Source organism: Paenibacillus sp. 19GGS1-52 (assembly GCF_022369515.1).
Lineage (GTDB): Bacteria > Bacillota > Bacilli > Paenibacillales > Paenibacillaceae > Paenibacillus_AQ.
This window is the reverse complement of sequence record NZ_CP059724.1, coordinates 2,020,920-2,033,676: the sequence shown is the minus strand read 5'-3', so window position 1 is coordinate 2,033,676 and position 12,757 is coordinate 2,020,920. Positions and strand designations below refer to the sequence as shown.

The window sequence follows — 12,757 nt, the reverse complement described above, 5'->3', positions numbered from 1 at the left end:
ACGTAAAGCTTGCTTGGAGTAAAGCAACAAGAATACTTTATTTTGCCGCAAAGAAGTCATTAAAGCAGAAATCCTGCGACTGAGAATGGAACGTGACAGAATTCTCGATCATAGAACCTGAATAAGAAATGCTCAACGTGAAGTCATTACAATCACAACTCTGAGCGTATCGGAAACCTCGAATCTACACGAAAAAGAAGCGGCGTTAGCAAAATGTTAGCAAACCCGCTTAAAAACAAACAAGGGTTCCAGCTCAAATGAGCTGAAACCCTTATTCTTGTAGTGCCGAGGACGGGGGTCGAACCCGTACGGTACTCACGTACCGCAGGATTTTAAGTCCTGTGCGTCTGCCTGTTCCGCCACCCCGGCAAATAATGAAGGCGATGACGCGTTGTTAACGCGACAAGAAATATAATATCACGTATCTCGAAAAGGTGCAATCCTCTTTTATCCAAAAGTTTATTTTTTCCCGAAATAAAACTGGCATGACGCTGAAATAAACACAGAAAGACCCGTTCCAGCCAGGGCCGATACGGATCTTTGCAGAGCTGAATTATTTATTGTCTTCTCTAGTTCTGCTTCTCATTCCAGCTAGACCTAGCAACCCAACCAATCCAAGCCAGCCCCAGTTAGAGCTGCGGTTGGTAGTGGTACCCGTTGTAGTTGTGCTTGTGGCACGATATCTGCCAGTTGTCCTATCGTTGGACAGCGGTGACACTGTGCTATTATTATTGCCAGTACGCACCTTGTCGTTCATGATGGTGTCATTTCTGTTCGTGCCTGTCGTACCATTCATTATATTGCCTTCTTGATTCATCATACGGGTATCGTTCCCCATATTGTTCATTCTACCATCGCCCATACCTGCCGTCCCGGATGCATTGGATGCGTAACCGGCTCCCATCAGGCTCATCGATAATACTGTGCAACAGACAAGGCTTGTTATCAGCTTCTTCAAGATGTAATGCCCCCCTTTGTTGTTAATCGCTGATAATTTCCCCAAATGTAACAGTATCTATACACCCTATTTCGTCGCAATATTCACGGTCTTACTTCCCGCATCATAAGTAACCTTGGCGCCAAGCGCTTCCGCCAGAACACGCAACGGGGCATAGGTAGTGTCGTTATCGAGAACACCTTCCGTAAGCTTGAGGCCATTGAGAGCTATGGTTATTTTAATGTCTTTATCCACCTCGTCGTCACCTCCATTAATCCGGCTTAAGGCCTCTTTCACCTGCTGTGCTGTAGGTTGTTTGCCTGCCCGGAGCTGGTCGGTCGTAAGTCCAAAGGTCATCTGCAGATGAGAATAGTCTTGAAAAGAGGTCCAGTCACCGCCCCATTCAAACCCCAGCAGTTTGGCCTCGGCCACAACTTCCTGCCAGTCCGCCATCTTATCTTGGTCTCCATCCCGTTTCATGTCCCAGGAGACCGCATTTCCGTCCGGCAGCAGCAGCGCGAAATCGACCGCAAGACCGTAATTATGATAGCTGCTGCCTCCCCGTGCATTGGTGATGATGTTTCCCGGTTTACTTCTTCCTTGTGCGTACAACACATTTTGTTCGGCAAACGTCCGCATCCCTTGGGTAATGACAATGGGTATACCCTTGGCATAGCACCGCTCTATCAAAACATTCGTCCCGGCCAGCAAGACCGGATGGATTGAACGAAGATTCGCCGTCGATTTGCCCCAGACCTGCTCCAATGTCAGCATATTATCACCCCTTGGTACAGTAGATGCTCCGTAATTTCGCTCTGCTTGTACGCATAACCCCATATTTTCAGCTATTTCACACATTAAAGAGCCATGCTCTTTTTTAAGAACACAGCTCCTTAATTCATCTATATTTATTTCAAAAAGGTTCCCTGGCGATATTCGCTAAAAGCCTCCGTAATCTCTCTTTCCGTATTCATCACGAACGGGCCTCTGGCGACTACCGGTTCTTTAATAGGTTCACCAGCATACAGCAATAGCCGCAGCGGGTTGATAGCAGTAATGTCAATCTCGCCTGTTCCACTACCGCCTTCTCCTAACCACAAGACTTGGCTTTGCGAAGCTGTCATGTTATTGTGCCCAAATGTCCCACTGCCTTCGAGCACATAGATGAAACCATTGTAGCTGCCAGGCAAATCCTGCGTGACCGTAAAGCCTGGTTCTATAAGCATTTCAACCATCGTTACGGGCACATAATTTAGGGTGGAGGAGACGGTATCCTTGGACGAGCCGGAAAAAACCTTAATCGTCGCTCCCTTTTCTTGCCGAATGGGCATAGCTTCACTTTTTAGATTTTGATAGCGCGGCTGGGTCATTTTGTGCTCTCTAGGCAGGTTCACCCATAATTGAAGGGATCGTGCGGTAATTCCCTCTGAAGGCACTTCATTATGCTCAACCCCGCTTCCTGCCGTCATCCATTGCACATCCCCGGGTCCGAGCACTCCACCTTCACCGCTATGCGTATCATAATGTTCAATCTGCCCTGCGATCACATACGTAACGGTCTCCATTCCCCGGTGGGGATGGATGTCAAAGGAACCCTTTTGGAATTCATCCTCCATCATCAGTAGGAAAGGATCGTTCTTCGCCCAATTCCCAGGTTCAATGACTGGACCCGCTGCATGGATCGGACTCATTCTTTTCAGAGTGATATCTCTTACTTCGCTAATACTACGTTTAGTCGCTGTCTTTAAATGGCCCATGTAGATTCTCCTTTGACAAAATTGGATTTCACCGCTTATACTATAACTATATTATTAATATATACTATATTTTATATAGTAACATAAATGGAGGGAAATACAATGACCGATTTGACAAACAATATGGAAATAGGAATCAGTACTTTTTTGGAAGCTACACCGGACCCGGTTACAGGAGTGGTCATGAGCCATGCCGAGCGCTTGCGTGAGGCCGTTGAGGAGATTGTATTGGCCGACCAAGTGGGCCTGGATGTCTACGGCATTGGGGAGCACCATCGGGCTGATTACGCTGGAAGCGCACCCGCTATAGTATTAGCAGCAGCCGCTGCCATGACCACACATATAAGACTCACTAGTGCTGTTACCGTGCTGTCTTCAGACGATCCGGTTCGTGTGTATCAACAGTTCTCCACCATTGACGGCATTTCGAACGGCCGGGCCGAAATTATGGCGGGCCGCGGTTCGTTCACAGAATCCTTCCCGCTGTTTGGATACAGTCTGGATGATTATGACGAATTGTTCGAAGAGAATCTAGAACTGCTACTGGCCATTAGAGCCTCAGAAAAGGTGACTTGGCGCGGCGGTCATCGTCCAGCAATCCATAACCTGGGTGTCTATCCGCGCTCTGTTCAGAGTCCATTACCGGTGTGGATTGCAAGCGGTGGAAATCCAGAGTCGGCGGTGCGGGCTGGAACGCTGGGCCTTCCGATCGCTTTTGCCATCATTGGCGGAATGCCTGAGAATTTTGCACCTTTAGTCGCCCTTTATAAAGAAGCCGCTGTGCGGGCTGGTCATGATCCGGCCAAGCTGCAGATTGCTACGCATTCGCACGGTTTTGTCGGAGAAACAACCGAGCAGGCTGCCGGCCTATTCTACCCTTCAACAGCGGCTCAAATGAACGTCATCGGACGCGAGCGGGGTTGGGGGCAACGTTACGACCGCGCAGCATATGATGCCGCACGCAGCCTGCGGGGAGCCCTTTACGTCGGCGATGCCGAATATGTCGCGGAGAAGATTATTTTATTGCGTAAAAATCTAGGGGTTACCCGCTTCTTCCTGCATGTAAATGTCGGCACGATGCCGCACCGTGAAGTCCTGCGTGCCATTGAACTACTCGGCACCAAGGTCGCTCCTATCGTGCGCAAGGAGCTTGCTCAGAACGCCTGAATGAATTCCACATACAAGGGCACAATGACCCTGAAAGGTGGGACAAAGACGATGGAAACTCTCAATAATGATTACAAATTCGCTGCCCTTGGCGAACAAGAGGCTGCGGTTGAAGTCATTCGAAATGCCGAGGTTGCTCTGGCACAGCTGACAGGCAACCCTACTGTAACGCTAATTGCTTATGAAAAAAGCGGAGCCACCCACTCTAAGGAATAGAGCAGTCCTCCGCTAAAAATCTCATTTCAGTACCTTTCCATCTTCACTAGACGATGTAAGCCTCAACAACATTATCTACTTCAATCCACTTCCATTCCTCCGCCCACTGCAGCTTAAACTCGCGCGAGTGGGTGTGGATGGAAGTTACAAACCCGCTCATCAGCTTATTCTCAAAAGGATCGAACAGAACCACCGTCACCCGAACATGACTACGCAGTGATAAGGCGAGCGTACACTCAATTTCTTCCTGCTTCTGCTCATCCAGAATCGGTTGGACACGGCGCAGCGTTTCCCGTTCATCACTTATAATCCGGATTTTGTGCTCCGGCAGCATCATTCGGCTGCCCTCCCACAGTCCATTTCCCTCCAGCTTCTTGCCCATGCTCGTTCCTTCTTTCCATTAATATTACTTCCAGTCTATAGTATGCGAACGTATGTTTGTATTATATCCACTATAGCACGAATTAATCAACAGTGAAAAAATGACAAACCACATATTTCTTCGTTTATAAAAAGATGTATAATAATATATATCTAGATTCGAGAGGAGCTTTCCCTTGCAAAAAAAGCTTGCGTTACTCTTCATCATTCCGGTATTATTCCTTACTGTATTCCCGAGCGTCCTGCGCAGCAGCACACTTTCAAACTTTACTAAAGGGGCCACAGCTGGGCTATTTATTGGTCTGATTATTATATCTCTACTAGTCTATCTGTTGCAGAACAAGGGAAAAGACATGAAACAGACCCGGTTAGGAAGATTGAAGAACCGTCTGCTACATACCAAATGACAACACAAAAAAGCGCTGGCAGATTCACTGTGCAGCGCCTTCTTTTTATCTACTTGAGATTCCAAATAGCTAATCTTCTATTTCTGAACCTTCTTTGTTTCGTCCTCAGACTTCATGAGTCCTGCAGCTTCCCGCGCTTCGTTAAGCTTCGATATTCCATAAAGCATCGCTAAATCAGCTTTCTGATTTAAGTCGTTGAATTCCTCAGCAGATACGTTGTCGGAATCAGCACCCTCGGAAGCTTCTTTTTTTAGAGAATACGCACTATTAAAAGCGATTAGGGACTCCTGAAGCAAATCCCGGATCTTCACAGGCAAGCTGGTTGGAATCTTTACTTCCTCCGCCTGATCTGAGATATCAGCTGAGGTACTCTGGAATTCGTCGATCGCCTTCTCCAACTGCTTGTCCGTCACATCCCCAGTCGAATAAGAAGTGAGCGCCGTATTGAACTCCTCTAAGGAAGACTTTCCTAGTTGTTCGATCTTAGACATTTCATTGTAGTAATTCAGTACGGATTCCTGCACTTCTGCCTCTGAAGCAGGCGCCGTTGTAGCTGGTTCATTACTGCTGCAGGCGCTAAGCACAGCAAACACTATTATCAATCCTATCAAAAAGGCTCTTTTCATCTTCTATCCCCCCACTTAATAGGATAATGTGGCTTTTTGTAAAGTGCAAATGAAATTTATGTAAAATGAGGAGCTCTGAAACAGATTTTCGACATAAAGCGTATTCATTTACAGACACTGATGTTTTTAGTGAATCATAAGATTTAATAGCGTATTCATTGGTGACTGCAAATCCCCGTTATATTATAATAATCTCATATGTAATCAGGAGAGGAAGATACCCCATGCCTTATTGCACAGCCTGTGGAGCAGAATTCAAGCAGGGCGTTAAATTTTGTGGAGAATGCGGAGCAAGCACCGTAGAGAATGCTCCAGCAGCAGCCCCCCGCTCAAGAGCTACAGAAGGGTCCAGTCATGAAATTGTACTCTGGGAGGGTAAACCGGCCGGCATCTCCGACCGACTTAAAGGAATCATAGGTCTGAATACAACTAGCTACAAGATAACCAGCCAGAGAATCATGGTAAAGACCGGACTTATCGGCAAAAATGTCGAAGAAATTGAACTGCTGCGGGTACGCGATTTATCCGTTGCTCAATCTATTATGCAGCGCATGCTCGGCATCGGAACCTTGACGGTATTCTCTGACGATACCTCATCGCCTCAGCTTCTTTTCAGAAAAATTCGTGATGCCCAGACGGTTAAGGACGTTCTGCGCAAAGCGGTTCGCGACGAGAAGATCGCCAATAACATCAGCTACCGTGAACAGATTTAACCACACATAGCAATCAACAAATAACAAACAGCAAGCTTCCCATCATCCGGAGACTTGCTGTTTGTTTGATTTTCCCCATAACCCTCAAAACCCTTCAAGGAAGGTAGAACGCCCCGGCTGGAATAACTCCCTTGGCTTGACTGGAGCTTTCCCACATAAGTACAGCCGGAACGACCAATTCCGGATTAGCCGGAGTCATGCTTAGTGGCTGGACGCAGCGAAAGGACAAGAAATCTAATGAGCGCATAATTCCTTATGTATAGTAAATACATAGGCGGTAGCCAACTATTTACCTTGTATATCGCAAGGGCAGCAATTCAGCGATTTCAACTTTTAGCAAATCACCAGCCTCGGATACAATAACCTTACAGTCCTGACCATAATCAACAATCAACTCTCTGCACATGCCGCAAGGAGAAACGACCTTAATTTCCCTTTCAATGCTATCCGGGTCCGGGTGTCTCACTGCAACAATAGTATCGAACTCCTTATAGCCTTCGGATATAGCTTTGCCAATCACCATGGCTTCTGCACAGATGGTTACCCGCCCTAAACTGGCCTCCACATGAACCGCCGTAAATATCTCCCCCGTCTTCGTGCGAAGCGCCGCGCCTACGTGGTGTCTTTCCCATTCGTAACGTTTGGTAATAATCTCTTGCGCAGATGCAATAAGCGTCTGATCCTCAATGGTAATTAAAGTATGCATATCAAATTTCATCCTCCTTCATTCTCTAAAAAAGTATATTAAATCGCACAGAATTTAGATATACGCTATACTAATTTAAGCAAAAAAAAAGGAGGAGCAGAGAGTGAAAGCACAGAAAAGAAAAGCACGGAAATTCATCATGAGTCTTATCATCGTCGCACTACTCGCCTTGGGTACTTACTGGTTTGGGGAGGACGGACAATCTACTTCACCTGCAACCTCATCCGATAAGGACATCATCCAGTTGGTCTTTCCATCGGAGCGGTATCCGGAGACAGCGAAGCATATACAAGATGCTATTTCCAGTGGGGAATCTGCCATATGTACCATAGACCGCGAGCAGGCTGAAGAGAACCGGAGCCAATCCTTGAAGAATGTGCCCACCAAAAAAGGCTATGATCGCGACGAATGGCCGATGGCCATGTGTCAAGAAGGCGGCGAAGGCGCCGACATTGCATACATAAAGCCAAGCGATAACCGCGGGGCAGGCAGTTGGGTAGGCAATCAGTTAGAGAATTTTGCTGATGGCACCCGTGTTGAATTGATGTTCAGATAAGCTCATCAAATGAAGCACAAGGAGGAAGGTTTTATGAGAAAAGTAATTCTATTCTCCGTAATACTTATGCTGTTAGCTGGCTGTTCCAGCCATCTAGCTTCGCCGCAGCTAACTCCGGGTTTCCCAGTTAGTCCAACGGAAACCGCAACGGTAACAAATAACCCATTAATAACTGCCTCTGCCGGGGTAATCACCGCATCCAAAGAATCGGAGGTAATTTCAGTCGTCACAGGTGAGTTTATTACCCCTTGGTCTAATCCCATGAACAACGGCACTGCAACGGTAACGCAGATAAGTAGCGGCCTCTATCATCTAGAAGTATCTGTTGTACATGGCTTCGGACATAATACAGGCGGAATTGATTCAGATTTCAGCTTTAATGGAACTAAGTATGTTTTCACTAATCCGGAATATCAGGCAGTCCGCCTAACCTTCGACGAGCGTTCGCTCAACATTGATTACCCGGAGGATGTCTTTGGGGGATATAACGCTGAGCCTAAAGGAACCTTTTATTTAAAAAATTCAGGTCCCACTAATGTGCCATTTTTAAAGCGATTATATGATATGTTACAGCTCCAAGAGGATTATAGAGGCTATTTCACAGATGTATTAACCTACATTTTGAGTGACACTGAGCAGATACTGCTCGTTCAAACCAGAAGCAGTTTTGCAGCTGACGATCTATTCTTAGAGAATCTTGTTCTCTTCAATACAGTAGATCAAAGATTTGAACTGCTAGGTAAATTTGCTGGATGGAACTCCAATGAATTAAGTGAAAAATTAGTGACACTACAAGCTAGCCCCGAGCTTATTAATGAGTTGCTGCACAAACAGCAGGCCGACCGCTTCACCGAGCTTAAAATGGAGAAATTCGATAGCCTAGTAGGCTTTGATCCTGATCAAATCAACCTTACCAAGGCTGAAGCCTTTTACGTCGTTACAGGGATTAAGAATGCCACCTCTGTCAGCAACAACAAACGGGATGAGAATAACATTGGCTCCGTCTTTATTACTGAAGTGGATCACTGGGATGACAAGAAGGTCACCATCCATAGCTATGAGAATGTCCGTAACGATGAGGAAGATGAACATACTGCGACTACTGACTGGCTTGAAATCGACCGTTCCACAGGAATGATTACTTCTATATTCTGAGATAGATTTTCTTACGACTTGAAATTAGAATATTTGCTACCATCATACGCGAACATTTATTCCGTACATCTGTTATCGGGGAAAAAGACTCTATGGACCCATGTCTGAAGCTGAAGCTTTAAAAGAATGGTTCGAATTGTTAGGAACGGTAAAGGAATTGTACCTCATTGAAACAGATGAAACGACAGGCAAAATCAAATGTCAGATTGGACCTACCTATCGAAAAAAAAGAAATAGCCCCATCCGGTATAACGCCCGGACGAGGCTGACAATGTGATGCGGCTTGTTTAGAATAAACAGGCTTTTGTGATAATAACTAGCAAGATGAACAGGACCAGAATAGCTCCCGTGGAGGTCCAAGGGCTTACTACTGGACATGGAGCTGGACCTACACCAACTCCACCAACGTTATTTCCACAACCGCAACCATATTCTACACCCATGATTAATTCCTCCTCTTTAATATTGAATACAGCACAGAATATGTCAAAGGCGGATATACCGTTTGGGCAAATTGGCAAAGAAATACCCGCTCAATGTCGATATAGATCAAGGGAGGTGTTGAGATGGACATTGCTGCACTATCTATTGCCATGAGCCAAGCATCCTTGGCTCAATCGGTCAGTGTACGGGTATTCGATCTAGCCAAGGGTCAAGCTGAAACACAAGGTCAAGACATGGTCAAATTGATTGGAAAAAGTATTGACCCTAGTCTGGGAAAAGTGCTTGATATTAGTGTTTAAATCCTTTATGCTTGTAATACAAGAACACTAGTTCCCACCCGTGTCACAGCAAGTAGATTGGAGAGATGCAGCTGAAGAGGCTGCTCCTCCGTCTTCTAGAATATTCATACAGCCCTTTGGGCTTTTCTTTTGGCCATAATACCGAACATATGATCTTATTACGAGGTGAATAGCATGAAATCATACTATCAAATGACTGTACTGGAGAACTGGACGGAGGATTTGTATAAGCGGTTAAGCATTCATAAACCTTCACAAATATCGATTGAGTATATTTCAGAACGGCTGAATGTTTGGGTCCATTTCTTGGATGTGCGAAGTAAGGGGATCGAAGCTTCTGCCGGAATGTACAGTATGTTTATCGATAATCGCCTCCCTGCCAGTCTGCAGCGACTGGAATTTCTCCATGAGCTGTGCCACCTGCTACGCCATGCCGGCAGCCATACGTTAATGACAGAGCACTTTACACAGTCGCAGCAAGATGAGTCTGAACGCTTTATTCTCTATGCGGCAATGCCATACTCCATGATCTCCCGCATGGCATTGCCTGAGCTCCGTGAAGAAGCGGTTAGCTTCCTTGCAGCGGAGTTTCAGGTTCCCACAGAGCTGGCTATCCAGCGCATTGATCAAATTCAAAGACGAGTGTTTCAGGGACAGCTTCTGGCCGTCATGGGAAGGAACGAGGAGCATTCAACCAATGAAGAAATTAATTCACAACATATTCGTTATGAAATGCGGGGATGATACTATTGATGGAATTTACTCGTGAGGGGGAGCGACATGGAAGCCATTAAAGTCATTCAGTTATTGTTGACCCATCCAGATTACAATGTAGATGCAGTGCACCCCGAAATACCGGATTTTGTTGGCATTGAAGCGATTGAAGTAGATCACGAGACCCAAACCTTCTCTATTCTGCTGCAAGAACCCAAGGACGATGAGTTGGAGCTGTAATCCGCTTCCTGAAATACATATATTTCTTATATTTATACAAAAAAAGCACCTTAAAAGGTGCTCGTCTTGTCTTATTGTTATTTAAATTTCAAGACTAAAATCTCTTTCAACACTTCTGTAACATCTCTTTTCGGATCTGAGAATGTCTTATCATAAGGTTCATCATAGAGGCGTTGAGCAAGAGCAACATCAGCTTCAACAATCTGAGCTTCTTTTCCATTAATCTGAACATTCCAAATTAACGGGAACTCATTAACAAGCTCAAACGAAGCCTTGTGGATCCCCTCTTCACTCTTCAACTCATTTAATAGATCGTTTAGAGGATTATTGATCTCCACTCTTCTTGCTTCATTGTTAATAAATACGCTTGAAATATCCTTTTTCCAATCTGTCAAAATAGCACCTCCTTCCTTTGACTTCATTTCAGCAACTCGCAGAATCAAACTCATTATTTATACACAGAGCCAGCATAAGCCGGCACACGCCTGCAACCCATAAAATTACGCGTTAAGCTTATATTATACCTTGTAATGCGAGTAATAGAAAATGCTTATACATAGGCCAGACAAACCCATTGAGTCTCAAGATCTCTGCGTAGCTTCAAATTGAATAAATAATAAGGAACAAACCACACTAAAAGTATTGTGAATAAAGGTGGTCGTCCATGAAGAATAACAAAGGAGCTCTGATTGCACTTGCTTCCATTCCGTTAATCATGACGTTAGGGAATTCAATGCTGCTGCCGATTCTGCCGCAAATCTCACGAGCGCTCGGCATTACTGCTTTTCAAGTCAGTATGATCATTACAGTTTACGGCCTCATAGCCATTCTAATGATTCCAATCGCGGGCTACTTATCTGATCGTTTCGGTCGAAAGATAGTCATCTTACCCAGCCTTATCCTTGCTGCTGCCGGTGGGTCAGTCTGCATTGCTGCTGCCTGGTTTATGGTTGGAGAAAGCGCTTATTGGGTTATCTTGGCCGGACGCTTCTTACAGGGGATCGGAGCAGCTGGCGCATTCCCAATCGTTTTGCCCTTTGTAGGCGACTTGTTTAAAGAGGAAGAAGAGGTTAGTAAAGGCTTGGGTATTATTGAGACCTCCAATACCTTTGGTAAAGTGTTAAGTCCGATTTTAGGCGCTTATCTCGGCACTTTGCTATGGTATGCTCCTTTTATAGCTATTCCCATTCTTTGTCTGATTTCATTCCTATTGGTTCTTTTTTTGGTGAAAAAGCCTAAAAAAGATGAACAGGCCCAACCTAAAAACCTGCGTGAGTTCTTATCAGATATAAAAAATATTTTGCACGAAAAAGGACGCTGGCTGTATGCTATTTTCGCAATCGGCGGCATCTGTATGTTTGTTACCTTTGGAGTATTATTCTACTTATCAGAGACACTTGAATCCCAATACAACCTCCATGGTGCTTCAAAGGGCTTTGTCCTGGCCATTCCGCTGGCCCTGCTCTGCCTAGCCTCATATGGAGGAGGTAAGATTATAGGAGAAAACAAAACACTCATGAAGTGGCTAGGCTTTGGTGGGATGGTCTTGCTAACTGGTGCGATGATAATTACCGGCTTTAATAAAGGAATTTATTCCATGATAGGATTCTTATGTTTAAGTGGGATTGGAATTGGGGCTGCATTGCCTTGCATGGACGCACTGATTACTGAGGGAATTGAAAAAGAGAACCGCGGCACAATTACTTCCTTATACAGCAGTATGAGGTTTATCGGGGTAGCCTTGGGCCCTCCAGTAGTCTCGCTACTAATGGTTAGAGGACATTGGGTATTATTCGGCACTATGGCTGCTGTTGGTTTAGTCGGTGGCTTACTAACCTTATTCGCTGTGACACCAGATCGTTGATATAGACTTTATTTATGGGGGAGAAGCCACCTTCCCCCTCTATTTGTAGTGCTGTTATTTTGCTCTCATCCGATTATTCCTTGGGTTATGTTCAACTTCTGCAAGCCCTAAGATCTCCAACAAAGGAGGTACATACATGCCAAATCTGCCACGCAAACCTTTTTTCAAACCGTACCAACCACCGATTGGATTTTCAGGTGAACGCCCCCAAGCTTCAATCGTTCCTTCTTTTACAGGTTTCTGCTCATCCGCACTTCCAAGTTCTATCCAGTCATCATGCTTTTTGAGCATAGCAGCTAAGTCATCCACACAACGATAATCATAATGCAGAACAGTTTTGCCTACGGTGCATACCAAAATTGCTATTCCATCTTTTTCTTCCTTATACATTTGATAATCTGATGTTTGAGGAGGGGTTGTTAATTTCCAAGGATACTCTTTGGTTCCTTCCGTTATCGGCATACTATCCCTCCTTTAGCTTCTATTCTTGTATTATAGCATTTCATAGTGAATTCCAGCTTTTTCTGATAAACTAGTTGCAGAAAGATAAATATAGACTTAGGAGATTAACAACG

Annotated in this window: 19 protein-coding genes and 1 tRNA gene; 10 read left to right on the top strand and 10 right to left on the bottom strand. The window is 45.1% G+C overall.

Annotated features, from left to right (window positions below; translation table 11 throughout):
• Positions 1–283: 283 nt before the first annotated feature.
• The 4 genes from H1230_RS09555 to H1230_RS09540 all read right to left on the bottom strand — a co-directional run bounded on the left by H1230_RS09555 (position 284) and on the right by H1230_RS09540 (position 2,694).
• A tRNA-Leu gene (locus tag H1230_RS09555) sits at positions 284–369 on the bottom strand.
• Between the two features lie 184 nt (positions 370–553).
• A complete protein-coding gene (locus H1230_RS09550; RefSeq protein ID WP_239715246.1) occupies positions 554–958 on the bottom strand; it encodes a WGxxGxxG family protein in 405 nt (134 codons plus the stop codon).
• Positions 959–1,024: 66 nt separating this feature from the next.
• On the bottom strand, positions 1,025–1,711 hold the full coding sequence (locus H1230_RS09545) for a M15 family metallopeptidase (RefSeq protein ID WP_239715245.1): 687 nt from the start codon (positions 1,709–1,711) through the stop codon (positions 1,025–1,027).
• A gap of 134 nt (positions 1,712–1,845) precedes the next feature.
• A complete protein-coding gene (locus H1230_RS09540; RefSeq protein ID WP_481857128.1) occupies positions 1,846–2,694 on the bottom strand; it encodes a pirin family protein in 849 nt (282 codons plus the stop codon).
• A 102-nt stretch (positions 2,695–2,796) separates the two neighbouring features.
• Between H1230_RS09540 and H1230_RS09535 the strand changes: the two genes are divergently transcribed.
• The gene (locus H1230_RS09535) at positions 2,797–3,861 is read left to right on the top strand and encodes an LLM class flavin-dependent oxidoreductase (protein WP_239715244.1); all 1,065 of its coding nucleotides are present in this window, start codon (positions 2,797–2,799) and stop codon (positions 3,859–3,861) included.
• Positions 3,862–3,912: 51 nt separating this feature from the next.
• A complete protein-coding gene (locus H1230_RS09530) occupies positions 3,913–4,077 on the top strand; it encodes a hypothetical protein (protein WP_239715243.1) in 165 nt (54 codons plus the stop codon).
• Positions 4,078–4,123: 46 nt separating this feature from the next.
• Here the strand turns inward: H1230_RS09530 and H1230_RS09525 are convergent, their stop codons facing one another.
• Positions 4,124–4,459, bottom strand: coding sequence for a YolD-like family protein (locus H1230_RS09525; protein ID WP_239715242.1), 336 nt, complete (start codon positions 4,457–4,459; stop codon positions 4,124–4,126).
• Between the two features lie 175 nt (positions 4,460–4,634).
• On the opposite strand from H1230_RS09525, the gene H1230_RS09520 reads away from it, so the two are divergent.
• Positions 4,635–4,865, top strand: a complete 231-nt coding sequence (locus H1230_RS09520) for a hypothetical protein (RefSeq protein WP_239715241.1) — start codon at positions 4,635–4,637, stop codon at positions 4,863–4,865.
• 77 nt (positions 4,866–4,942) lie between these two features.
• Here H1230_RS09520 and H1230_RS09515 read toward each other — a convergent pair whose 3' ends face one another.
• Positions 4,943–5,491, bottom strand: a complete 549-nt coding sequence (locus H1230_RS09515) for a hypothetical protein (RefSeq protein ID WP_239715240.1) — start codon at positions 5,489–5,491, stop codon at positions 4,943–4,945.
• Between the two features lie 224 nt (positions 5,492–5,715).
• On the opposite strand from H1230_RS09515, the gene H1230_RS09510 reads away from it, so the two are divergent.
• Positions 5,716–6,204 (top strand): PH domain-containing protein, encoded by a 489-nt coding sequence (locus tag H1230_RS09510; protein WP_239715239.1) that lies wholly within the window; start codon positions 5,716–5,718, stop codon positions 6,202–6,204.
• Between the two features lie 289 nt (positions 6,205–6,493).
• Here the strand turns inward: H1230_RS09510 and H1230_RS09505 are convergent, their stop codons facing one another.
• On the bottom strand, positions 6,494–6,910 hold the full coding sequence (locus H1230_RS09505; protein WP_239715238.1) for a cytidine deaminase: 417 nt from the start codon (positions 6,908–6,910) through the stop codon (positions 6,494–6,496).
• A gap of 139 nt (positions 6,911–7,049) precedes the next feature.
• On the opposite strand from H1230_RS09505, the gene H1230_RS09500 reads away from it, so the two are divergent.
• Both H1230_RS09500 and H1230_RS09495 read left to right on the top strand, forming a co-directional pair.
• Entirely contained in the window at positions 7,050–7,466 is a 417-nt protein-coding gene (locus H1230_RS09500; protein WP_239717226.1) for a NucA/NucB deoxyribonuclease domain-containing protein, read from the top strand.
• A 33-nt stretch (positions 7,467–7,499) separates the two neighbouring features.
• Complete coding sequence (locus tag H1230_RS09495) at positions 7,500–8,621, top strand: putative periplasmic lipoprotein (RefSeq protein WP_239715237.1); 1,122 nt, start codon at positions 7,500–7,502, stop codon at positions 8,619–8,621.
• Positions 8,622–8,908: 287 nt separating this feature from the next.
• On the opposite strand, the gene H1230_RS09490 is transcribed toward H1230_RS09495, so the two are convergent.
• Positions 8,909–9,064 carry a hypothetical protein gene (locus H1230_RS09490; protein WP_239715236.1) on the bottom strand — a complete coding sequence of 52 codons (156 nt, stop codon included), beginning with the start codon at positions 9,062–9,064 and terminating at the stop codon, positions 8,909–8,911.
• A 123-nt stretch (positions 9,065–9,187) separates the two neighbouring features.
• On the opposite strand from H1230_RS09490, the gene H1230_RS09485 reads away from it, so the two are divergent.
• The 3 genes from H1230_RS09485 (at position 9,188) to H1230_RS09475 (ending at position 10,318) form a co-directional block, all read left to right on the top strand.
• Complete coding sequence (locus tag H1230_RS09485) at positions 9,188–9,364, top strand: YjfB family protein (RefSeq protein ID WP_239715235.1); 177 nt, start codon at positions 9,188–9,190, stop codon at positions 9,362–9,364.
• A gap of 174 nt (positions 9,365–9,538) precedes the next feature.
• Positions 9,539–10,108: an ImmA/IrrE family metallo-endopeptidase gene (locus H1230_RS09480; protein ID WP_239715234.1), complete on the top strand. Its 570-nt coding sequence runs from the start codon at positions 9,539–9,541 to the stop codon at positions 10,106–10,108.
• 36 nt (positions 10,109–10,144) lie between these two features.
• On the top strand, positions 10,145–10,318 hold the full coding sequence (locus tag H1230_RS09475; RefSeq protein ID WP_239715233.1) for a hypothetical protein: 174 nt from the start codon (positions 10,145–10,147) through the stop codon (positions 10,316–10,318).
• Positions 10,319–10,395: 77 nt separating this feature from the next.
• On the opposite strand, the gene H1230_RS09470 is transcribed toward H1230_RS09475, so the two are convergent.
• Positions 10,396–10,713, bottom strand: coding sequence for a hypothetical protein (locus H1230_RS09470; RefSeq protein ID WP_239715232.1), 318 nt, complete (start codon positions 10,711–10,713; stop codon positions 10,396–10,398).
• 269 nt (positions 10,714–10,982) lie between these two features.
• On the opposite strand from H1230_RS09470, the gene bcbE reads away from it, so the two are divergent.
• Complete coding sequence (gene bcbE / locus H1230_RS09465; protein WP_239715231.1) at positions 10,983–12,182, top strand: bacillibactin exporter BcbE; 1,200 nt, start codon at positions 10,983–10,985, stop codon at positions 12,180–12,182.
• A 54-nt stretch (positions 12,183–12,236) separates the two neighbouring features.
• On the opposite strand, the gene H1230_RS09460 is transcribed toward bcbE, so the two are convergent.
• Positions 12,237–12,644, bottom strand: a complete 408-nt coding sequence (locus H1230_RS09460; RefSeq protein WP_239715230.1) for a DUF6855 family protein — start codon at positions 12,642–12,644, stop codon at positions 12,237–12,239.
• Positions 12,645–12,757 lie beyond the last annotated feature (113 nt).

Excerpts from the sequence above, each read along its gene's own strand:
- H1230_RS09545 (WP_239715245.1), bottom strand. The coding sequence starts at position 1,711 with ATGCTGACATTGGAGCAGGTCTGGGGCAAATCGACGGCGAATCTTCGT.
- H1230_RS09540 (WP_481857128.1), bottom strand. The coding sequence starts at position 2,694 with ATGGGCCATTTAAAGACAGCGACTAAACGTAGTATTAGCGAAGTAAGA.
- H1230_RS09535 (WP_239715244.1), top strand. The coding sequence starts at position 2,797 with ATGACCGATTTGACAAACAATATGGAAATAGGAATCAGTACTTTTTTG.
- H1230_RS09530 (WP_239715243.1), top strand. The coding sequence starts at position 3,913 with ATGGAAACTCTCAATAATGATTACAAATTCGCTGCCCTTGGCGAACAA.
- H1230_RS09525 (WP_239715242.1), bottom strand. The coding sequence starts at position 4,459 with ATGGGCAAGAAGCTGGAGGGAAATGGACTGTGGGAGGGCAGCCGAATG.
- H1230_RS09515 (WP_239715240.1), bottom strand. The coding sequence starts at position 5,491 with ATGAAAAGAGCCTTTTTGATAGGATTGATAATAGTGTTTGCTGTGCTT.
- H1230_RS09510 (WP_239715239.1), top strand. The coding sequence starts at position 5,716 with ATGCCTTATTGCACAGCCTGTGGAGCAGAATTCAAGCAGGGCGTTAAA.
- H1230_RS09505 (WP_239715238.1), bottom strand. The coding sequence starts at position 6,910 with ATGCATACTTTAATTACCATTGAGGATCAGACGCTTATTGCATCTGCG.
- H1230_RS09500 (WP_239717226.1), top strand. The coding sequence starts at position 7,050 with ATGAGTCTTATCATCGTCGCACTACTCGCCTTGGGTACTTACTGGTTT.
- H1230_RS09495 (WP_239715237.1), top strand. The coding sequence starts at position 7,500 with ATGAGAAAAGTAATTCTATTCTCCGTAATACTTATGCTGTTAGCTGGC.
- H1230_RS09490 (WP_239715236.1), bottom strand. The coding sequence starts at position 9,064 with ATGGGTGTAGAATATGGTTGCGGTTGTGGAAATAACGTTGGTGGAGTT.
- H1230_RS09485 (WP_239715235.1), top strand. The coding sequence starts at position 9,188 with ATGGACATTGCTGCACTATCTATTGCCATGAGCCAAGCATCCTTGGCT.
- H1230_RS09480 (WP_239715234.1), top strand. The coding sequence starts at position 9,539 with ATGAAATCATACTATCAAATGACTGTACTGGAGAACTGGACGGAGGAT.
- H1230_RS09475 (WP_239715233.1), top strand. The coding sequence starts at position 10,145 with ATGGAAGCCATTAAAGTCATTCAGTTATTGTTGACCCATCCAGATTAC.
- bcbE (WP_239715231.1), top strand. The coding sequence starts at position 10,983 with ATGAAGAATAACAAAGGAGCTCTGATTGCACTTGCTTCCATTCCGTTA.
- H1230_RS09460 (WP_239715230.1), bottom strand. The coding sequence starts at position 12,644 with ATGCCGATAACGGAAGGAACCAAAGAGTATCCTTGGAAATTAACAACC.